Raw genomic sequence first — 19,202 nt, forward strand, 5'->3', positions numbered from 1 at the left:
GCAGTCCACACGGGACACCAGGCAGTCCACGGGACAACAGCGGGACTGGGAACACCAGCGGGGCAGGGATGTCAGCAGGACAGGAGCGTCAGCGGTGGTGCGGGTAGGGCGCGGTGGGACGGAGCGTTTGGTGCGCTCATGAGACGGGGCAGTTCGTGCATGAGACGGGGCGTTTTGTTGGGCGTTGGTGGGGTGCGTGGAGGTGGGCTGCGTGGGGAGGGGTGGCGGGGGTGGGGGTGGTGTCACCATGGGGGCTGGAGACGATCGATTCTTGGAGGGAGGAGGCGTGGGGGCTGGTTGGGAGCCGAGGGTTCCGGGCGGTCGGCCGCGCGTGCCCCATGGATCCCCTTGAGCTCTTCCATCAGGTGGCCGCCACCGTGCCCGCCTACCGTTCGTTCCTGGCCGAGCACGGCGTCGAGCCGGCGAGTGTCACCAGTCTGGAGCGCTTCAGCCGGCTGCCGATGACGTCCAAGGACACCTACATCCGCCGTCACCCGCTCCCCGACCTCTGCCGGGACGGCGTGATCGGGGACATGATCGCCGTGTCCTCGGGCTCGACGGGGACGCCGTCGTTCTGGCCGCGCTCGGTGGCGGACGAGCGGGTGATCGCCGCCCGCTTCGAGGAGGTCTTCCGGGACGCCTTCGGGGCCCGCGAACGCCGTACGCTGGCCGTGGTCTGTTTCGCTTTGGGCACCTGGGTGGGCGGCCTGTTCACCATCGAGTGCTGTCGTCACCTGGCCGAACGCGGCTACCCGATCACCGTCGTCGCGCCGGGCACCGACCGCAGGGAGATCGCGCGGGTGCTGCCGGAGCTGGCGCCGCACTTCGACCAGGTGGTCCTGCTGGGCTATCCGCCGTTCCTGAAGAACGTCATCGACACCGAGCCGCTCCCCTGGGCCGACTGGAACGTCAAGCTGGTCACGGCGGGCGAGGTGTTCAGCGAGGAGTGGCGCACGCTGGTGGCCGAGCGGGCCGGGATCGCCGACCCGGTGCGCGGGATCGCCTCGCTGTACGGCACCGCGGACGCCGGGGTGCTCGGCAACGAGACGCCGCTATCGGTCGAGCTGCGCCGGTTCCTGTCCGGCCGCCCGGACACGGCCAGGGAGCTGTTCGGGGAGTCCCGGCTGCCGACCCTGGTGCAGTACGACCCGCGGGTGCGCTTCTTCGAGGAGCACGAGGGCACGCTGCTGTTCTCCGGCGACAACGGCGTGCCGCTGATCCGGTACCACATCGCCGACGAGGGCGGCGTGATCCCGTACGAGCGCATGCTGGAGTTCGCCGGGCGGCACGGCTTCCGGTCGGACGTCGCCGGCCCGCGGCATCCGTTCGTCTACGTGTTCGGCCGCAGCCATTTCACGCTGTCGTACTACGGCGCGAACGTCTACCCGGAGAACATCGCGGTGGGGCTGGAGCAGCCGGAGGTCAGCGGGTCGGTGACGGGCAAGTTCGTGATGGAGGCGGCCGAGGACGCCGACCACGACCGGCACCTGACGGTCACGGTGGAGCTGATGCCCGGTGAGAAGCCCGCCGACGAGGTCGCCCAGGCGGTGGGCGCCTCGATCCTGGCCCAGCTCCTGCGGCTGAACAGCGAGTTCGCGAACTATGTGCCGGTGGCGCAGCAGATGCCGTTCATCCGGTTGCGCGAGGCCGGGGACCCGGAGTACTTCCCGCCCGGAGCCAAGCACCGGTACACCCGCTGAGGGGTTCAGGCCCAAGTACGGCCGTTCAGGCGCCGGCGGAGTCCGCGTCGAGGGTGCGGCGGACGACGACGAGCGCCACGTCGTCCTCGCGCGCCCCGAACGCCGCCAGCATGCGCTCGGCGAACTCCTCCAGGTCGTCCTCGACGGTCTCGGCGAGCTGCCTGGCCTTCTCCATGCTGTCGTCGAGCAGGATGTGCCGGTCCTCCAGCAGGCCGTCGGTGAACAGCATCATCGTGCCGCCGGGCGGCAGCTTGAGCCGGTCCACCTGGTACCGCTCGGGCACCGCGCCGAGCAGCAGGTTGCCCAGCGTGTGGTACGAGCTGCCGGGCCCGGCGAACAGCGGCGGCATGTGCCCGGCGTTGGCCAGCTCGATCTCGCCGGTGGCCGGGTCGATGAGCATCAGGCACACGGTGGCGGTCAGGCCCCGGTGGTAGCGCCGCATCATCTGGTTGAGCAGGTCGAGGGAGGCGCTCAGGTCGACCTGGGCGATGAGCGAGGCGCGCAGGGCGTGGCGCACCTCGGCCATGACGGTCGCGGCGTGCAGGGAGTGGCCCTCCACGTCGCCGACGGCGACCAGCACGCGTCCGTCGACCTGCAGCACCTCGTAGAAGTCGCCGCCGACCTCGACGTTGTCCACGGCGGGCTGGTAGCGCAGCGCGACCTGCAGGCCCGGCACCTCGGGGATGCGGCTGGGCAGCAGGCTGCGCTGCAGGGTCAGCGCGATGTCGTGCTCCTCGGTGTAGGCGCGCAGCGCGCCCAGCGCCAGGGCCAGCTCCTGGCCGAGCTGGCGCAGCAGGTTCACCTCGTCGGCGTCGAGCGGCGAGACGGCCTCGACGCCCAGGTAGACCGGCGACGGCGAGTTCTTGGTGCGGCAGAGCACGCCGGTGGTGGAGTCCTCGGCGCGCACGTCGGGCAGCAGGCCCTCCCACTCGCTGGTGGCCAGGGTGAACACCCGGGCCCTGGTGGCGTCCTTCAGCGTCCGCTCGGACAGGCGTTCCAGCACGTCGGGGGCGGCGGGCTGGACACTGGCCGGCTCGCCGGGACGGGCGCGGAAGCGCCGGACCCGCCCGTCGGGCAGCATGGCGAGCGTGCCGCTGTAGCGGCCGAGCACCTCGGCGGTGCCCTCGACGGCCACGGTCAGCAGCTCGTCGAACGTCTCGGCCTCGTTCATCCGCAACGTCACCTCGGCGAGCTTGGCCAGGCGCTCGGCCATCAGCTCGGCCCGCCAGCGTGCCCGGTAGTAGCGCAGCATGGCCTCGACGGTCGCGGCGAACTCGGTGGGCTCGATGGGCTCGCTCAGGTAGGCGTCGGCGCCGCGTTCCAGCCCCTCGGTGCGGTCGGCTGGGGTGATCGCGTTGGCCGACACCTGGATGACGGGGATGGAGGCGGTGGCCGGGTTGGCCTTGATCAGCTCGCAGACCTCGTAGCCGCCGATGTCGGGCAGTCGGACGTCGAGGACGACCAGGTCGACCTGGTTGGCGGCGAGCAGGCCGAGGGCCTCCTCGCCGCCCCTGGCCTCCAGCACCTGGTGGCCCGACCGTCGTAGCCAGCTCGACAGGATGTAGCGCTTGGTGGGGGTGTCGTCCACCACCAGCACGCGTGCGGACTCAGGCATTCTGGTCCTCTCCAGCACCGCCGTTCTCGCCCTGGCGGGCGCTGCGGATGGCCTGCAGGAGTTGTTCCCTGCGCAGCCCGTGCTTGGACAGTACCGGCCGGTTGCCGGGAGCGTGTTGCGGAGCGATGGTCACGATGACGACCGGGATGTCGCTCAGCCGCTCGTCCTCGGCCATCTGGTGCAGCAGCACGTGGCCGTCCACGCGGGGCATGAGCAGGTCGACCAGGATGACGTCGGGCGGGGAGGCGGCCATGACCTCCAGCGCGGCGGCGCCGTCGGCGGCCTCGTCCACGTGCACGGTGAAGCCGTAGAGCATGCGGCGGGCGCTGGCGCGGAAGACCTCGTCGTCGTCGGCGATCAGCACGCGCTGGACCTCGGGCGTGCCGCTCTGGTGCGGCAGCCGCAGGGTGGCGGTGGTGCCCTCGCCCGGCGTGCTGGTGAGATCCAGCGTGCCGCCCAGGGCCTCGGTGAGCCTGCGCGCGTACGGCAGGCCGAGGCCGGTGCCCCTGGCCCTGACCTGCAGCGAGCCGGGAACCTGGTAGAAGTCCTCGAACACGCGCCTCAAGTGTTCCTCCGAGATGCCGATGCCGGTGTCCGTGACCGTGATGACGATCTCGCTCTTGGCTTCGTCGGCATGCGCGGCCAGCACTACCTGCCCGCTTTGAGTGAATTTGAGCGCGTTCGAGAGCAAATTGCGCAGAATTCTGATCAGCATGCTCTCGTCGGCGTACAGCTCGGTGGCCTCCGGCGTGATCTCGTGGCTCAGCGTCACGCCGGCGCGCTCGCTGGTCGGCCGCATCGTGACGTGCAGCTGCCCGGCCATCCGCGCCAGGTTGACCAGCGTGGGCTGCGGGTCCAGGCGGCCGGACTCGGCCTTGGCCATGTCGAGCAGCTCGCTGACGAGTTCGAGCAGCGTCTGCGCCGAGTCGCCGATCAGCCCGATCTGGTGGGCCTGCTCCTCGGTCAGCGGCTCGCCGCCCTGGCCGGTCAGCAGCCGGACCAGGCCGATGACGGAGTTCAGCGGGGTGCGCAGCTCGTGGCTGACGGTGGCCCAGAACCGGTTGCGCGCGTCGATGGTCTCGCGGAGCTGGGCGGACTTCTCGTCCAGCTCGGCGTACAGGGCGACGACTCCCCTGTTGGTCTCCTCCAGCTCGGCCGAGAGCTGGTTGTACATGGCCAGCACGCCGGTGTTGGTCTCCTGCAGCTCGGAGTTGAGCCGCAGCACGTCCTCCAGGGTCTCGGCCAGCTCCCTGTTCTGCTCGCGCAGCTCCTCCAGCGCGCTGATCGGCGCCAGCTTGGCGAGGTCGGCGCGGATGGCCTCCAGCGGGAGGGCGGTCGCCCGTGGCCGCAGCCGCTTGGTGAGCGTGACGTGGCCGTCGCCGAGGGCGATGTCGTCGACGAGCCGGCCGGCCAGCGTCACGCCTTCGGAGCGGTCCAAACCGGATGGCCTGGTGTGACGGATGGTGATCGCGAGCACGTCGCGGCCGAGGGTGATCATGGCGGCGGCGCCCTTGCCGAAGGCCTCCCTGCCCACCTCGCTGAGGGCGGTGGCGACCCGGATCTGGTCCTGGGACTCCAGCCCGACCAGCTCGGCCGCGGCCCGGCCGAGGCGGCGCAGGACGAAGACGTCCTGGTCGGTCTCGAGCCTGACCCTGACGAGCTCAGTCGCCGCCATTGCCGGGCCTCACCGTCACCACGCAGGCGTCGTCACGCCTGCTGCCCGCCTCGCGCAGCAGGCCCGCGGCGATGACCGCGGGGGTGCGCGCGAACAGCCCCGGCACGTTCCCGGGGTCCCATCGGTCGGTCAGGCCGTCGGAGTGCATCACGACGGTGGCGTACGGGGGGATCTTGTACTCGTACTGGCGGAGCGTGCGTCCCTGGTGACCGGCGATGCCGGGCAGCGAGATCATGCCCTGCCGGCCGCCGGCGTCGGCGACCCAGCCGGAGACGTTGCCCAGCCCGGCGTAGGTGACGGTGTCCCGGCCGACCCGGGCGACCGCGACGGCGCCGCCGCGGGTCCCGCTCAGCCCGCGGTGCAGGTGTTCCAGGATCGACAGCGGCTCCTGGTCCTGGACCTGCGCGAACAGCTCGACGGCGGTCTGCGCGGCGATGGCGGCGATGTGGCCGTGGCCGAGGCCGTCGCACAGCAGCACCGTGGTGCTCTCGCCGTTCTCGGCGATGGCGTAGCCGTCACCGCAGCTCACCTCGTCGCCGATCGGCCGGGTCAGGCCGCTGGCGCGCAGCGGAGGGCCGGGCGTGCCCTCGGCGGTGAAATGCATGACGAGCACAGTGCCCATGCCGGGCACCGAGTGAACGTCGTATCCGGTGGCGATGCGGGCTATGGCCCCCATGCCGATGCCGAGCGTGCCGGAGGTGGAGTAGCCGTCGCGCAGGGCGCGGGCCACGTCGGCCATGCCGGGGCCCTTGTCCACCGCGACGAGTTCCACGCCGGCCGGGGCCTCGGGGTGCGGCCGTACCAGGACGACGCCCTCCACGGCGTGCTTGACCAGGTTGGAGACGGCCTCGCTGACGGCCACGGCCGTCTGCCCGGTGCGGGTGGTGTCGAAGCCGGCCGCCTCGGCCAGCTCGACCGCCCGCCGCCGGACGGCGCCGACGGCACTCGGGTCCTCGGCGCGCACCCAGGCCGGGTTCACCTCGCCCACTTGGTCACCGTCACGGTCGTGCCCTTCCCGGGGGCGGAGATCAGGTCGAACTCGTCGACCAGCCGGCGGGAGCCGCCGAGGCCGAGGCCCATGCCGCCACCGGTGGTGAACCCGTCGGTGAGCGCCTTGTCCAGGTCGGGGATGCCGGGGCCCTCGTCGCTGAAGACCAGCTTCAGGCCCCGTTTCCTGCCGTTGTCGACGAGGTCGATGCGCACGTCACCGCCGCCGGCGTAGACGAGCGCGTTGCGGGCCAGCTCACTGGCCGCCGTGACGATCTTGGTCTGGTCCACGAGGGATAGCCCGGCCTCGATCGCGAGGGTCCGCACGATCTGCCGGACCATCACGACGTCCGCGCTGCCCGCGATCGTCATCGTCTCGGTCACGTGGCGGCGCCCCTGACGTGGTCGAGGAGCGCCACTCCCTTCTCCAGGTTCAGTGCCGTGCGCACGCCGCCCAGCGACAGGCCGAGCTCGACCAGGGTGATCGCCACCGCGGGACGCATGCCGACGACCACGGTCTGGGCGTCCAGCATGCGGCACATGGTGGCGATGGTGGCCAGCATGCGGCCGATGAAGGAGTCCACGATCTCGACCGCGGTGATGTCGATGATCACGCCTCTGGCCCCGGTGGCGACGACCCGCTCGGCCAGGTCCTCCTGGAGGGCCAGCACGCTCTGGTCCTCCAGGTCGATCTGGATGGAGACGATCAGGATGTCGCCGAGCTTGAGTACGGGCACCCGGTCCATCAGGCGCCCTCCGCCCGGACGGCGATGCGGGCGTGCTTCGACTGCGTCACCTGCACGCCGCTGCGCTTGAAGGCGTGGGCGAGGGCGTCGGCCAGCGACGCCTTGGTGACGATGTCGCCGAACTCGATGCCGAGCGTGACGATGGTGTGCGCGATCTGCGGGCGGATGCCGGAGATGACGCATTCGGCGCCCATCAGCCTGGCGGCCACCACGGTCTTGAGGAGGTGCTGGGCCACCTGGGTGTCCACGGCAGGCACGCCGGTGATGTCGATCACAGCGTGCTCGGCGCCGGTGTCGACCAGGGTCTGCAGCAGCTTCTCCATCACGACCTGGGTCCTGGCGGAGTCGAGGGTGCCGATCAGCGGCACGGCGACGATGCCCTCCCAGAGCTTGACCACCGGGGTGGACAGTTCGAGCAGCTGCTCGGCCTGGTCCAGGATGATCTTCTCGCGGGCGTCGGAGAAGGTCTCGAAGGTGAGCAGGCCGAGGTCGTCGATGAGCCGGGAGAACCAGATGAAGCCGCGCAGGGCCTCGGGCTCGCCGTCGGACTCGACGACCTCGTACAGGGCCTCCTTGAGACCGAAGACGGCGCGGGCGGTGTCGGCGGGCGCGTGGCCCGCGCGGGCGCGGGTGCGGGAGAGCTCGGCGAGCAGGCCCCGGACGTCGGCGAGGTCTCCCATCCCCTGATCGAGCGCGGACCGCAGGGCCCGGTAAATGTCGAGGAGCTCTCCCGACGGGGCCTTGGCGAGCTGCACCCAGCGGGTGAGGATCTGCTCCTCGTGCTCACGGAGCAGCTCTTCGATGCGTCGCCTGGCGACGTCGGCTTGGACGGTCAAGGATCACTCCTGGGTTGGCTAGCGAGTGACGGTGTCACCGTATGTTAGAGCGATTTTTCCAGGTAGCGGACCGTTTGACGCCCGCCACTGTGCGCGATGGGCGGCTCCGCCAGGCATGCCCCCTTGAGCCCCGCCTTCCTGGGTAGATGAACGGCGGAGGCGAGTTTTGCTGACATGCTGTCGCCATCACCTTGACGGAGCCTCCGAGGGTTGTGACACTGTGTCAGAAACATTTGCGCGAGTTGGGGAAGTGCTGTGACGACGTCGTTCTCCGAGACCTTGAGGGCCGCCACCTGGGGCGACCACGAGTCGGCCGAGTCCGAGGGCTACCTCGCCGAGCTGATGAGCGGCCGGTTGACCGAGCACGAGTACGGCGAGATGGTCGCCCAGCACTACTTCGCCTACCTCGCCCTCGACGGCGTCTCCAAGGAGCTGGCCGCCCACCCGGTCGCCGGCCGCTTCGTCTTCCCCGAGCTGTACCGCGAGCCCGCCCTGGAACGCGACCTGGCCACCATCTACGGCCCCGCCTGGCGCGAGCGCGTGGCCCCCTCCAAGGCCACCCGGACCCTCCAGGCCCGCATCCACCAGATGACCGACTGGCCAGGCGGCTACGTCGCCCATCACTACACCCGCTACCTCGGCGACCTGTCGGGCGGCCAGTTCATCCGCATGGAACTGCAGAAGATCTTCGGCTACCGGGCCGGCGGCGGCGTCGACTTCTACATCTTCGACGAGGTGGGCAGCCTGCCGCGGTTCAAGACCGAGTACCGGGCCCGGCTCGACGCCCTCGGCGCGGAGCTCGACGAGCGCGAGCGGCAGCGGATCATCGGCGAGGTGCGGCTGGCCTACCAGCTCAACACCGAGGTCCTGGCCGAGCTCATGCACGTCGTCAGGGCCGCGGCGTAGCCGCCTGCGCGGGGTCGTCGCCGCCGTCCGGCGCCTGGGCCAGGACGGCCAGGCGCGTGGGCAGCCGCGGCGGGCGCTCGGCCCGGCCCTCGCCCGAGGCCAGCCGGTAGGGCACCAGGGTGACCATGACCCCGGGGAGCAGCAGCAGCCGGTCCCGCAGCCGGGCGGTCAGCCGGTTGTGCAGGGCCGGCTCCCACCAGCGGCCGGTGACGTAGTCGACGATGTAGACGGTCACGATCTGGTCGGGGTGCAGGGCCAGCCAGTCGCGTACGTGCCGCAGGATCGGGCCCACGGCGGTCCGGTAGGGCGCCTCGATCATCCTCAGCGGCACGGAGGAGGGCGCGTAGTGCTCCCACCCCTCGCGCAGCTCGCGGGTCGCCTCCTCGTCGGTGCACACGTGCACGGCCTCCAGCCCGGCCGGGCGGGTGGCCGCGGCGTAGGCGACCGCCTGGAGCGCGGGGCTGCCCAGCCGGGAGACCAGCACCATGGCGTGGGCGCCGCCCGGCAGCTCGACGGGCGTGTCCGGCGTGGTGGCCGCCCGTACCTGGTCGTAGTGCCGCCTGATGCCCTTCATGAGCGCGAACAGCCCCGGGATGGCCAGGCAGACCAGCCAGGCGCCGTTCGCGAACTTGGTGACCAGCACGATCACCAGGACGGCGGCGGTCACCGTCGCGCCGGTCGCGTTGACGGCCTGGCGCCGCCGCACGCCGGGCGAGCGCGGGCCGGTCCGCTGCCAGTGCCGCACCATGCCGGCCTGGCTCAGCGTGAAGGAGATGAAGACGCCGATGATGTAGAGCTGGATGAGCCGGGAGCTGTTGGCGTCGAAGACGACGAGCAGCACGGCCGCGGCCGTCGCAAGCAGCAGGATGCCGTTGCTGAAGACCAGCCGGTCGCCGCGCTTGTGCAGCTGGTTGGACAGGTAGGAGTCGGCGGACAGGATCGAGGCCAGCATGGGGAAGCCGTTGTAGGCGGTGTTGGCCGCCATGATCAGGATCGCCGCGGTGCTGGCCTGGAGGAAGGCGTACAGGACGCCGCGGCCGAGTACGGCGTCGCCGATCTGGGCCAGGGCGGTGGGCTCGACGTACCCGGCGGGCATCCCGGCGAGCCGGCCGGGGTGGTCGGGGTCGGTCATCCGGACGTGGGTGAGCAGGGCCAGCACGGTGATGCCGGAGAACATGGTGACCGACAGCACGCCCATGATCGCCAGGGTGTTCGCCGCGTTCCTGCTCTTGGGCCGGCGGAAGGCGGGCACGCCGTTGCTGACCGCCTCCACCCCGGTCAGCGCCGTGCAGCCGGAGGCGAACGCGCGCAGCACCAGGAAGACGGCGACGAAGCCGACGGGCTGGTAGAGCGGCTCGATGGTGAAGCCGCTGCTGACCGCCCGGGGATGCTCGCCGGTCAGCAGCCGCCAGGCGGCGACCAGGAACATCAGGTAGACCGCGGCGATGAAGGCGTAGGTGGGCACCGCGAACCCGCGGCCGGACTCGCGGGTGCCGCGCAGGTTGACCAGGGTGAGCAGCGCGACGCAGGCCACGCTCAGCGGCGCCGACCAGCGGTCCAGGCCGGGCGCGTAGGAGGTGATGGCGTCCACCCCGGCGGCGACGGAGACGGCGACGGTCAGCACGTAGTCGACCAGCAGCGCGCTGGCGGCGACCAGGCTGGCGTTGACGCCCAGGTTCTCCCGGCTGACGACGTACGCGCCGCCGCCGCCCGGGTAGGCGTAGCAGGTCTGCCGGTAGGACACGATGATGATCACCAGCATGGCCACGATGGCCAGGGCGATCCAGCCGGTCACGTGCAGCAGGGCGAGGCCGCCCAGGGTGAGGGCCATGATGATCTGCTCGGTCGCGTACGCCACCGACGAGATCGGGTCGCTGCAGAAGACCGGCAGCGCCAGCCGCTTGGGCAGGAGCTGACGTTCCAGGTGCTTGGTGCGCAGCGGCCGGCCGACCAGGGCCCGCTTGGCCCGCTCCCACGGGGAGGCGGTGGTCATGGGCGTTCCCGCCTCCTTCCGGTCAGCCGGCGATCGCCCTGCCGAGCAGGTAGCCGAGGCTGACGACGGCCAGGCCGAGCACCAGGTTCATGGCGATGTTGGCCAGCGCCCGGCCGGTGGACCCGGCGGCCAGCATCTTCCAGGTGTCGGCGCTGAAGGTGCTGAACGTGGTGAGCGCGCCGCAGAACCCGGTGCCGACCAGCGACAACACGGCCGGCGGCAGGGCGCCGCGGGAGGCGACGCCCATCAGGACGCCGAGCACGGCCGAGCCGATGACGTTGACGGCCAGCGTGCCCCAGGGCATCGCCTTGCCGGCCGCCCGGGTGACGCCGGCGTCCACGAGGTAGCGGGCCGGCGCGCCGATCAGGCCGCCGACGAAGACGACCAGGGCGAGGATCATCGACGGCCGCCCAGCCGCAGGCCCGCCCACACGGCCAGCAGGCCCAGGACGACGCTGAGCACGAGGTAGAGCACCGCCCAGCCGGCCGCGCCGCCGACGGTGAGCTCGCGGACGCCGTCCACCAGGTGCGAGAAGGTGGTGAAGCCGCCCAGGAAGCCGGTGCCGAGCAGCGCCTTGACCGGCATGCGGTGCAGCGGGTGGCGGGTCAGCTCGCCGGTGAGCAGGCCCAGCAGCAGGCAGCCGAGGACGTTGACCACCAGCGTGGGCCAGGGCAGCGGGTGGTCGGCGCCCATCAGAGTCTGGGTGAGCAGGTGACGGGCGACCGCGCCGACGCCGCCGCCCACCCCGATCAGGACGAGCGCGCGGGCCGGATGGCGGGTGGCGGCCATCAGTCCTCCGTCCCGAGCTGGGCGTCGGTGCCGGCGAGCTGCTCGGCCTCGGTCTCGCGCATCCGGCAGAGCCGGTCCACGACGCGGCCGATGAGGTAGGTGACGACGAAGGAGTAGAGGCCGACGACGATGATCGCGGCGAGCTGCTTGAGCAGCACCTCGATCGGGCCGCCGTACAGCAGGCCCTTGGTCCTGGTGGCGCTGACGCCGGTCGCGAGCAGGCCGATGAGGGCCGTGCCGACGATGCCGCCCGCGCCGTGCACGCCGACGACGTCGAGGGTGTCGTCGTAGCCGAGGACGAGCTTCCAGGTGACCGCGTACGACACCACGACGGCGGCCACGATGCCGATGACCAGGGCGCCCTCGGCGTTGACGAAGGCGCAGGCGGGCGTGATGGCCACCAGCCCGGCCAGCGCGCCGGTGGCCGAGCCGAGCCGGGTGAAGTGCCGGTACCGCGACCACTCCAGGACGAGCCAGGTCAGCATCCCGGCGGCCCCGGCGATCATGGTGGTCAGGAAGGCGTTGACCGCGATGCCGCCGTCGGCCATGGCCGAGCCGGCGTTGAAGCCGAACCAGCCGAACCACAGCAGGCCCAGGCCGAGCATGACGAACGGGATGTTGCTCGGCCGGGGCGGCTCCTTCCTGCGGAAACGCACGCCGGGGCCGAGCGCGAGGGCCAGGGCCAGGCCGGCCATGCCGGAGTTCAGCTCGACCACCAGGCCGCCGGCGAAGTCGAGCACGCCCCACCGGCTGATCCAGCCCTGCCGGTCGAACACCCAGTGCGCGATCGGGAAGTACACCAGCGTCACCCAGACGACGGAGAACACGATCCACGGCCCGAGCCGGGTCCGGCCGGCGACCGAGCCGCTGATCAGGGCCACCGTGATGATGGCGAAGGTGAGCTGGAACAGCGCGAAGGCGTAGGTGGGGACGCGGCCGTGCAGCATCGTGGGCGTGATGTCGGCGAAGCGCAGGTCGCCGAAGCCGATCACGCCGGCGCCGCCGACGTCGGGGCCGAAGACCAGCCCGTAGCCGTAGCCGAACCACAGGATCGTGACCAGGGCGATCGAGACGAAGCTCATGAACAGCATGCTGAGCACGTTCTGGGCGCGGACCATGCCGCCGTAGAAGAAGGCCAGTCCGGGCGTCATGAGCAGCACCATGGCGGCGCTCACGAGCACCCAGGCCGAATCGCCGGTGTTGAGCCCTGGCGGCATCGTTCGGCCTCCCTTCCTGTCCCCAGACAGAGATGATCGGGGGAACCGGAGGCAAAACTCCCTGGTAAAGCGCCTTTGCCGGGCATGTGCATTGTTGAGGCGCTCTTAGTCCTCGACGGCTTTCGCAAAGAATGTCCATCCGACCGCCGCCGCCGCGTGGCCCGCCGCCCGCAGGGGAATGTTGCCGCTCGTCGACCCCGGTACCGGCGAGAGAGGCAGGCGGACATGCGCGCCGAGATGCCCGACCTGCCGCTCGCCACGCTCCGCGGCGTCAGCCAGGTGGACCTGCAGAACAACCTGGGGACCGCGATCTGCTTCGTCGTCGCGCTGCTCGCCGCCGGCTGGCGCTTCGCGCTGTTCGGCCTGGTCGGCGCCGCCGTGGGCACGCTCACGGCCTGGTTCCTCGGCGCGGCCAGGGAGAGCGTGACCGCGGGGCTCGAAGGGTTCAACGGCACGCTGATCGGCGTCGCGCTGGTGCTGTACTTCCAGGCCCGGTGGATCACGCTGCTGCTGGTCGTCGTCGGCGCGATCATGGGCAGCGTCCTGACGTCGGCGCTCAGGACGCTGCTCGGGCCGCACGACCTGCCGGGGCTCACGGCGCCGTTCTGCGCGGTGGCCACGATCATGGTGGTCGGCGGCCCGGCCTACGAGCGGGTCTGGCGCCGGCACGTCCTGGCGGCGCCGCCGTCGGCGACGTCCCCGGGGACCACGGTGACGTTCTCCGAACTGTGGCAGGGGCTGCTGAACGGCGTCGGCCAGGTGTTCTTCCAGGGCAAGTGGTACGTCGGCCTGATCTTCCTGATCGGCCTGGCGTTCGCCGGGTGGCGGGTGGCGGGGGCGGCGCTGGCCGCCAGCGCCGTCGGGATCCTGGTGGCCGTGCTGCTCGGCGCGCCCGCGGCCGACATCGGCGCCGGCCTGTACGGCTACAACGCGGTGCTCACCGGCATCGCGCTGTGCTGCGCGTTCGTCGTGCCGACCGTCCTCGGCCTGCTGTACGCCCTGGCCGGCGTGGTGTCGGCGACCGTGCTGACGGCGTTCGTCGGCCACCTGTTCGCGCCGGTCGGCGGGCACACCCTGACCTGGCCGTTCGTCCTGGTCACCTGGACCTTCCTGGCGGCGGTCCCGGCGTTCTCCGGCGTCCGGCGCGCTTCCACCTAAGGAGAGCTCATGAACCTCGCACCGCGCGAGATCGACAAGCTGCTGATCTATGTCGTCGCCGACCTGGCCGCCAAGCGCCGCGAGCGCGGCGTGAAGCTGAACTACAGCGAGGCGGTGGCGCTGATCAGCGTCGCGGTCCTGGAGGCCGCCAGGGACGGCAGGACGGTGGCCGAGTGCATGGAGCTCGGCAAGCAGGTGCTCGGCGCCGGGGACGTCATGCCCGGGGTGCGCGAAATGCTCAAGCTGATGCAGGTCGAGGCGTCGTTCAAGGACGGCTCCAAGCTCGTTTCCTGCCACGACCCCATCGGCGGCTGACACCGCCGCGACCAGAAAGGAGCGGTTCGCCATGACGGACACGGACCGGATCATGTACGGGGACGAGCCGATCGAGATCAACGCCGGTCGCGCCACGGTCACCCTGACCGTGCGCAACACCGGCGACCGGGCCATCCAGGTCGGCTCGCACTTCCACTTCTTCGAGGCGAACCGGGCGCTCAGCTTCGACCGCGAGAAGGCGTACGGCATGCATCTCGACATCCCGGCCGGCACCGCCGTACGCATCGAGCCGGGCGACACCCACCAGGTCACCCTGGTCGAGTTCGCCGGCGGCATGCGCGTCGTCGGCTTCGCCGGCCTGGTGGACGGCGGCCTGCGGGCCAGGGACAGCCGCACCCGCGCCCTGCGCCGCCTGGCCGAGCTCGGGTACGCCGACCAGCCGGAGCCGGGGGCCACGGTCCGCGCGCCGGGCGAGGAGCCTCCGGCGCGCAAGGCGCCCGCCAAGAAGGCCGCCCCCAAGGAACCCGCCGCCAAGGAACCGGCGGCCAAGAAGCCGGCCGCCAGGAAGAAGAAGGCCTGAGCCGATGAGCACCATGAACCGCAAGCAGTACGTCGCCATGTTCGGCCCGACCGTGGGCGACCGGGTCCGGCTGGCCGACACCAACCTGGTGATCGAGATCGAGAAGGACCACACGGCCGGCTTCTACGGCGACGAGGCCGTCTACGGCGGCGGCAAGACCGCCCGCGACGGCATGGCGGCCGACCCCGGCTCCCAGAACGCCACGATCGCGCTCGACCTGGTGATCACCAACGCGGTCGTGCTGGACCCGGTGCTCGGCGTCGTCAAGGGCGACATCGGCATCAAGGACGGGCGGATCGTCGGGATCGGCAAGGCGGGCAACCCGCACACCCAGAACGGCGTGGACCGCCGGCTGGTGATCGGCGCCGGGACGGAGGTGCTGGCGGGCGAGAACATGATCGCCACGCCGGGGGCGATCGACCCGCACGTGCACCTGATCGCGCCGCAGCAGGCCGAGGCCGCGCTCACCAACGGCGTCACGACGCTGATCGGCGGCGGCACCGGCCCCACCGACGGCACCCGCGGCACCACCTGCACGCCCGGCCCGTGGAACATCGGCCGTATGTTGCAGGCCGTCGAGGCGCTGCCGGTCAACATCGGCATCATGGCCAAGGGCAACGCCAGCCTGCCGGCCGCGCTGGCCGAGCAGATCGAGGCCGGGGCGTGCGCGCTGAAGGTGCACGAGGACTGGGGCTCCACCCCGGCGGTGGTGGACTGCGCGCTGCGCATCGCCGACGAGTACGACGTCCAGGTGGCGCTGCACGCCGACAGCCTCAACGAGGCCGGCTACCTGGAGGACACGATCAGCGCCATCGACGGCCGGGCGATCCACACCTTCCACACCGAGGGCGCGGGCGGCGGTCACGCGCCGGACATGATCCGCATCGCCGGCGAGCCGAACGCGCTGCCGTCCTCGACGAACCCGACGCTGCCGTACACCATCAACTCGGCCGACGAACTGCTGGACATGGTGATGGTCTGCCACCACCTCAACCACGACATCCCCGAGGACGTCTCCTTCGCCGACAGCCGGGTGCGGGTGGAGACCATCGCGGCCGAGACCGTGCTGCAGGACATGGGCGTGATCAGCATGTTCTCCTCCGACTCCCAGGCGATGGGCCGGATCGGGGAGACCTTCACCCGCGCCTTCCAGACCGCCCACCACTGCAAGGACCAGCGCGGCCGGCTGCCGGAGGACTCCGAGCGCAACGACAACGCGCGGGTGCTGCGCTACCTGGCCAAGCTGACCATCAACCCGGCCCGGACGACCGGCATCGCCGAGCACGTCGGCTCGCTGGAGGACGGCAAGCTGGCCGACGTGGTGCTGTGGCCGTTCACGTCGTTCGCGGCCAAGCCGGCGCTGGTGGTCAAGGGCGGCCTGATCAACTGGTCGCAGATGGGCGACCCGAACGCGTCGCTGCCCACGCCGCAGCCGGTCTACTACCGGCCGATGTTCGGCGCGATGGGGATGGCGCAGCGCAAGAGCAACGTGACGTTCCTGCCGGACGCCGCCATCGCCGCCGGGGTGCCGGAGCGGCTCGGCCTGCAACGGCTGATCGCCAAGGTGCGCCACACCAGGACGGTGGACAAGCGGCACATGATCCGCAACAACGCGCTGCCGAGGATCACCGTGGACCCCGAGACGTACAAGGTCACGGTGGACGGCGAGCACGCGACCATCGCGCCGGCCCGCGAGCTGCCGCTGAACCACCTGTTCTTCCTGGCATGAGCCTGCTCGCCCAGCTCCAGCTCACCGACTCGGCCTTCCCGGGCGGCCTCTACACGCTCTCGCACGGGCTGGAGGCGTACGCGCAGGCCGGCCCGGTGGACGTCGCCGCGCTGCTGGAGGACCTGCTGCTGCACGCGGCAGGGCCGGGCGACGCCACCGCCCTGGTCCTGACCCACCGGGCGGTGACGGCCGGTGACTGGGACGCGGTGACCGAGGTGGACCGGCGGCTGCACGCCGTCAAGCTCGGCCGGGAGATCCGGGCCGCCGCCACCAGGACCGGCAACCAGGTCCTGCGCACGGCCGCCCTGGTCTTCGCGACGCCGGCGCTGGCCCGCCTGTCGGAGCTGGTGGAGGCCAGGGTCACGCCGGGCAACCACGCCGTCGTGCTGGGCACGGCCCACGCCGGGCTGGGCGTCCGGGAGGCCGACGCGGTGACCGGCGACCTGTACGCGTTCGCCGCGAGCTGGGTCAGCGCCGCCGTACGGCTGCGCCTGCTGGACTTCCGCCAGGCCCAGGCCACCCTGTACGGCGCGGCCGGCGCGATCGGGCGGGCCGCCGAACAGGCCCTGGCCGCCCGCGGCCCGCTGGACCTGCACGCCGCCACGCCGCTCGCGGACACGATGAGCGCCGCCCACGAACGGGCCGAGGCCCGGCTGTTCACCACCTGAGAAGGGAAGCGTCCCGATGCATCACCACCACCCGCACCCGCACCCCGCCGTGAACGTGCCCGCGGGCACCGCCATGGACCGCGTCTTCAAGATCGGCGTCGGCGGCCCGGTCGGCTCCGGCAAGACCGCCCTCATCGAGGCGTTGGTGCCCGTGCTGCTCGACCGGGGACGCAGCGTGGCCGTCGTCACCAACGACATCTACACCCAGGAGGACGCCCAGCACGTCCGGCGCACCCTGGACGGCGTGCTGGCCCCCGAGCGGGTCGTGGGCGTCGAGACCGGCTCCTGCCCGCACACCGCCGTGCGCGACGACCCGACGATGAACCTGGCCGCCGGGGCCGAGCTGCTGGAGCGCTTCCCCGACATCGACACGCTGCTGTTCGAGAGCGGCGGCGACAACCTGACCCTCACCTTCAGCCCCGTCCTGGCCGACGTCTACGTCTTCGTCCTGGACACCGGCGAGGGGGACAAGATGCCGCGCAAGCGGGGCCCCGGCATCACCGACTCCGACCTGCTGGTCATCAACAAGATCGACATCGCGCCGTACGTGCGGGCCGACCTGGAGGTCATGGCGCGCGACGCCGACCGGGTCCGCGACGGGCGGCCGGTCGTGCTCACCGACGCCCTGCGCGGCACCGGTGTGACCGAGGTGGCCGACTTCGTCCTCAGCGGGGCGCCGGCGTGCTCGCCGGCCCGGTAGACCGGCTGGCCGCCGGCCACTACACGATCGACTCGGTCCCGGCGGACGTGGCCCGGCACGCCGGCGTGCCCGACACCCTGCCGGTCGGCAGCCCCGGCAAGGTCGGCGTGCTGGAGCTGGCGTTCGAGCGGCGGGGCGGGCGCACCGAGCTGACCGGCCACTTCCAGAAGGCGCCGCTGCAGATCATGCGGCCGCACTACTACGACCCGGCCCGGCCCGACCTGCCGTACGTGATGGTGATGTCCACCGGCGGCGGCGTGCTCCAGGGCGACCGTCACCGGCTCGACGTCACCTGCGGGGCGGGCGCGTCCGTGCACGTCACCACGCAGGCGGCCACCAAGCTCTACCGGATGGAGCAGGACTACGCCACCCAGCTCGTCACGCTCACCGCCGGGCCGGACGGCTACCTGGAGTACCTGCCGGACCCGGTGATCCCCTTCGCCGGGTCCCGGTTCTACCAGCGCACCCTGGTGAGGGCGGGGCCCGGGGCCACGGTGATCCTCGGGGAGACCGTGCTGGCCGGGCGGCTGGCCCGCGGCGAGCGGCACGCCTACACCGCGTACTGCAACGACCTGGACGTCCGCGACGCCGGCGGCGGGCTGCTGTTCGCCGACCCGCTCAGGCTCGTGCCCGAGCGCGCCCCGGTCACCGGCCCGGCGATGTTCGGCGAGCACGGCGTGCTGTCCACCCTGTACGTGATCACCTCCGCGGTGCCCGCGGCCGAGCTGGCCGGCGCGCTGCACGAGGTGGCGGCGGGCAGCGGGCTGCCCGGCGGGGCCAGCACGCTGCCGAACGGGGCGGGCGCGTGGGCCAGGCTGCTCGGGCCGGAGTCGCCGCCCGTCCTCGCCGCCCTGGAACGCCTGTGGGACCTCGCCCGGCGCGCCGTCACCGGCCATCCGGCCCCGGACCGGCGCAAACCCTGAGCCCGGCGCGCGCCGGCGCGGGGATCCCGGGAGCGGTCAGGGGTGCGCCGGCGGCGATCCGGCCTACCATGGGCCTATGCCCCGCATCTCGGCCGCCACGATCGGCGAGCATCGCGCCCAGACGCGCGACCGCATCCTGCAGGCCGTCTCGCGGCTGTCCAGGGCCCAGGGCATCGACGCCATCTCCCTGACGGACGTGGCCCACGAGGCCGGCATCACCCGCACGGTCCTGTACAACTACTTCCCCGACAAGGCCGCGCTGCTGCTGGCCTTCACCGAGCGCGTCACCAGCTACTTCATCGAGAGCTACGAGCGGGAGCTGCCCGAGCACGCCTCGCCCGCCGACCGGTTGCGGGCCTTCGTCCGGCTGCAGCTCGCGGGGCTGCTCGCCCACCCCCACCCGGGCGCGGCCGACCTCGGCGCGGCGCTCGGGCCCGACGCCTACCAGCAGCTCGCCGAGCACGTCGCGCCCATGCAGCGGGTGCTGGTGGAGATCCTCGACGACGGCGTGCGGGCGGGCGACTTCCAGGTGCCCGAGGTGGGCGCGACGGCGCGGATGGTGCTGGCCGTCATCGGGGCCGAGCGGGTGCCGCTGATCAGCGGCGAGGTCACGGTCGAGACTGCCGAGCAGGCCGTGTCCGGTTTCGTGCTCCGTGCTCTCGGCGCACGCCCGTAGGGGCCGAACGCCGGGGTGGCCGCCGGAG

The 19,202-nt window shown here is 71.9% G+C and carries 19 protein-coding genes and 1 pseudogene; 10 read left to right on the forward strand and 10 right to left on the reverse strand.

The genetic code is table 11. The features are described 5' to 3' along the window. The first annotated feature begins 338 nt into the window (after positions 1 to 338). Positions 339 to 1,700, forward strand: a complete 1,362-nt coding sequence (locus tag AB0J46_RS20305) for a phenylacetate--CoA ligase family protein (protein WP_364333841.1) — start codon at positions 339 to 341, stop codon at positions 1,698 to 1,700. Positions 1,701 to 1,725: 25 nt separating this feature from the next. On the opposite strand, the gene AB0J46_RS20310 is transcribed toward AB0J46_RS20305, so the two are convergent. From AB0J46_RS20310 to AB0J46_RS20335, 6 genes are read right to left on the reverse strand one after another with little or no spacing between them, the layout of a single operon-like run. Beyond that, positions 1,726 to 3,315, reverse strand: a complete 1,590-nt coding sequence (locus AB0J46_RS20310; RefSeq protein WP_364333844.1) for a fused response regulator/phosphatase — start codon at positions 3,313 to 3,315, stop codon at positions 1,726 to 1,728. Further along, positions 3,308 to 4,990 (reverse strand): ATP-binding protein, encoded by a 1,683-nt coding sequence (locus tag AB0J46_RS20315; protein ID WP_364333847.1) that lies wholly within the window; start codon positions 4,988 to 4,990, stop codon positions 3,308 to 3,310. The genes AB0J46_RS20310 and AB0J46_RS20315 overlap by 8 nt, the downstream gene beginning before the upstream one ends. Beyond that, on the reverse strand, positions 4,977 to 5,978 hold the full coding sequence (locus AB0J46_RS20320; RefSeq protein WP_364333850.1) for an ATP-binding SpoIIE family protein phosphatase: 1,002 nt from the start codon (positions 5,976 to 5,978) through the stop codon (positions 4,977 to 4,979). Before AB0J46_RS20320 ends, AB0J46_RS20315 begins: the two co-directional genes overlap by 14 nt. Beyond that, on the reverse strand, positions 5,966 to 6,349 hold the full coding sequence (locus AB0J46_RS20325) for an anti-sigma regulatory factor (RefSeq protein ID WP_364334673.1): 384 nt from the start codon (positions 6,347 to 6,349) through the stop codon (positions 5,966 to 5,968). Before AB0J46_RS20325 ends, AB0J46_RS20320 begins: the two co-directional genes overlap by 13 nt. Before the next feature lie 8 nt (positions 6,350 to 6,357). Next, positions 6,358 to 6,723, reverse strand: coding sequence for an STAS domain-containing protein (locus AB0J46_RS20330; protein ID WP_221762408.1), 366 nt, complete (start codon positions 6,721 to 6,723; stop codon positions 6,358 to 6,360). Next, positions 6,723 to 7,559 carry an STAS domain-containing protein gene (locus AB0J46_RS20335; protein ID WP_364333853.1) on the reverse strand — a complete coding sequence of 279 codons (837 nt, stop codon included), beginning with the start codon at positions 7,557 to 7,559 and terminating at the stop codon, positions 6,723 to 6,725. Before AB0J46_RS20335 ends, AB0J46_RS20330 begins: the two co-directional genes overlap by 1 nt. A 255-nt stretch (positions 7,560 to 7,814) precedes the next feature. Between AB0J46_RS20335 and AB0J46_RS20340 the strand changes: the two genes are divergently transcribed. After that, positions 7,815 to 8,465, forward strand: a complete 651-nt coding sequence (locus tag AB0J46_RS20340; protein WP_352354231.1) for a biliverdin-producing heme oxygenase — start codon at positions 7,815 to 7,817, stop codon at positions 8,463 to 8,465. Here the strand turns inward: AB0J46_RS20340 and AB0J46_RS20345 are convergent. The 4 genes from AB0J46_RS20345 to AB0J46_RS20360 are packed head-to-tail and all read right to left on the reverse strand — an operon-like array spanning position 8,449 to position 12,464. Beyond that, positions 8,449 to 10,458 carry an APC family permease gene (locus AB0J46_RS20345; protein ID WP_364333856.1) on the reverse strand — a complete coding sequence of 670 codons (2,010 nt, stop codon included), beginning with the start codon at positions 10,456 to 10,458 and terminating at the stop codon, positions 8,449 to 8,451. The genes AB0J46_RS20340 and AB0J46_RS20345 overlap by 17 nt on opposite strands. Before the next feature lie 22 nt (positions 10,459 to 10,480). Further along, positions 10,481 to 10,858, reverse strand: coding sequence for a fluoride efflux transporter CrcB (gene crcB, locus AB0J46_RS20350; protein ID WP_364333859.1), 378 nt, complete (start codon positions 10,856 to 10,858; stop codon positions 10,481 to 10,483). Beyond that, the gene (crcB, locus tag AB0J46_RS20355; RefSeq protein ID WP_364333862.1) at positions 10,855 to 11,247 is read right to left on the reverse strand and encodes a fluoride efflux transporter CrcB; all 393 of its coding nucleotides are present in this window, start codon (positions 11,245 to 11,247) and stop codon (positions 10,855 to 10,857) included. The genes crcB (AB0J46_RS20350) and crcB (AB0J46_RS20355) overlap by 4 nt, the downstream gene beginning before the upstream one ends. Beyond that, complete coding sequence (locus tag AB0J46_RS20360) at positions 11,247 to 12,464, reverse strand: ammonium transporter (RefSeq protein ID WP_364333865.1); 1,218 nt, start codon at positions 12,462 to 12,464, stop codon at positions 11,247 to 11,249. The genes crcB (AB0J46_RS20355) and AB0J46_RS20360 overlap by 1 nt, the downstream gene beginning before the upstream one ends. 225 nt (positions 12,465 to 12,689) lie before the next feature. On the opposite strand from AB0J46_RS20360, the gene AB0J46_RS20365 reads away from it, so the two are divergent. From AB0J46_RS20365 to AB0J46_RS20400, 8 genes and pseudogenes are all read left to right on the forward strand, one after another. After that, positions 12,690 to 13,622 carry an urea transporter gene (locus AB0J46_RS20365; protein WP_364333868.1) on the forward strand — a complete coding sequence of 311 codons (933 nt, stop codon included), beginning with the start codon at positions 12,690 to 12,692 and terminating at the stop codon, positions 13,620 to 13,622. A 9-nt stretch (positions 13,623 to 13,631) separates the two neighbouring features. After that, positions 13,632 to 13,937, forward strand: a complete 306-nt coding sequence (locus AB0J46_RS20370; RefSeq protein ID WP_352330244.1) for an urease subunit gamma — start codon at positions 13,632 to 13,634, stop codon at positions 13,935 to 13,937. A gap of 31 nt (positions 13,938 to 13,968) precedes the next feature. Next, positions 13,969 to 14,274 (forward strand): annotated as a pseudogene (locus AB0J46_RS20375) (urease subunit beta); the annotation flags it as partial. Positions 14,275 to 14,482: 208 nt separating this feature from the next. After that, positions 14,483 to 16,207, forward strand: a complete 1,725-nt coding sequence (ureC, locus tag AB0J46_RS20380) for an urease subunit alpha (protein WP_364333871.1) — start codon at positions 14,483 to 14,485, stop codon at positions 16,205 to 16,207. Then, complete coding sequence (locus tag AB0J46_RS20385; RefSeq protein WP_364333874.1) at positions 16,204 to 16,875, forward strand: urease accessory UreF family protein; 672 nt, start codon at positions 16,204 to 16,206, stop codon at positions 16,873 to 16,875. The genes ureC and AB0J46_RS20385 overlap by 4 nt, the downstream gene beginning before the upstream one ends. Before the next feature lie 16 nt (positions 16,876 to 16,891). Next, positions 16,892 to 17,575, forward strand: a complete 684-nt coding sequence (gene ureG, locus AB0J46_RS20390) for an urease accessory protein UreG (RefSeq protein WP_364333876.1) — start codon at positions 16,892 to 16,894, stop codon at positions 17,573 to 17,575. Beyond that, the gene (locus AB0J46_RS20395) at positions 17,557 to 18,498 is read left to right on the forward strand and encodes an urease accessory protein UreD (RefSeq protein ID WP_364333878.1); all 942 of its coding nucleotides are present in this window, start codon (positions 17,557 to 17,559) and stop codon (positions 18,496 to 18,498) included. The genes ureG and AB0J46_RS20395 overlap by 19 nt, the downstream gene beginning before the upstream one ends. A gap of 76 nt (positions 18,499 to 18,574) precedes the next feature. Next, positions 18,575 to 19,174, forward strand: coding sequence for a TetR/AcrR family transcriptional regulator (locus AB0J46_RS20400; RefSeq protein ID WP_352330623.1), 600 nt, complete (start codon positions 18,575 to 18,577; stop codon positions 19,172 to 19,174). Positions 19,175 to 19,202 lie beyond the last annotated feature (28 nt).

Source organism: Nonomuraea sp. NPDC049758, from assembly GCF_040674635.1.
GTDB lineage: Bacteria > Actinomycetota > Actinomycetes > Streptosporangiales > Streptosporangiaceae > Nonomuraea.

Bases quoted from the DNA above. Each gene is read 5' to 3' on its own strand.
- AB0J46_RS20385 (WP_364333874.1), top strand. From the start codon at position 16,204: ATGAGCCTGCTCGCCCAGCTCCAGCTCACCGACTCGGCCTTCCCGGGC.
- AB0J46_RS20400 (WP_352330623.1), top strand. From the start codon at position 18,575: ATGCCCCGCATCTCGGCCGCCACGATCGGCGAGCATCGCGCCCAGACG.
- AB0J46_RS20310 (WP_364333844.1), bottom strand. From the start codon at position 3,315: ATGCCTGAGTCCGCACGCGTGCTGGTGGTGGACGACACCCCCACCAAG.
- AB0J46_RS20305 (WP_364333841.1), top strand. From the start codon at position 339: ATGGATCCCCTTGAGCTCTTCCATCAGGTGGCCGCCACCGTGCCCGCC.
- AB0J46_RS20330 (WP_221762408.1), bottom strand. From the start codon at position 6,723: ATGGACCGGGTGCCCGTACTCAAGCTCGGCGACATCCTGATCGTCTCC.
- AB0J46_RS20360 (WP_364333865.1), bottom strand. From the start codon at position 12,464: ATGCCGCCAGGGCTCAACACCGGCGATTCGGCCTGGGTGCTCGTGAGC.
- crcB (WP_364333859.1), bottom strand. From the start codon at position 10,858: ATGATCCTCGCCCTGGTCGTCTTCGTCGGCGGCCTGATCGGCGCGCCG.
- ureC (WP_364333871.1), top strand. From the start codon at position 14,483: ATGAGCACCATGAACCGCAAGCAGTACGTCGCCATGTTCGGCCCGACC.
- AB0J46_RS20325 (WP_364334673.1), bottom strand. From the start codon at position 6,349: ATGACGATCGCGGGCAGCGCGGACGTCGTGATGGTCCGGCAGATCGTG.
- crcB (WP_364333862.1), bottom strand. From the start codon at position 11,247: ATGGCCGCCACCCGCCATCCGGCCCGCGCGCTCGTCCTGATCGGGGTG.
- AB0J46_RS20315 (WP_364333847.1), bottom strand. From the start codon at position 4,990: ATGGCGGCGACTGAGCTCGTCAGGGTCAGGCTCGAGACCGACCAGGAC.
- AB0J46_RS20370 (WP_352330244.1), top strand. From the start codon at position 13,632: ATGAACCTCGCACCGCGCGAGATCGACAAGCTGCTGATCTATGTCGTC.
- ureG (WP_364333876.1), top strand. From the start codon at position 16,892: ATGCATCACCACCACCCGCACCCGCACCCCGCCGTGAACGTGCCCGCG.
- AB0J46_RS20365 (WP_364333868.1), top strand. From the start codon at position 12,690: ATGCGCGCCGAGATGCCCGACCTGCCGCTCGCCACGCTCCGCGGCGTC.
- AB0J46_RS20345 (WP_364333856.1), bottom strand. From the start codon at position 10,458: ATGACCACCGCCTCCCCGTGGGAGCGGGCCAAGCGGGCCCTGGTCGGC.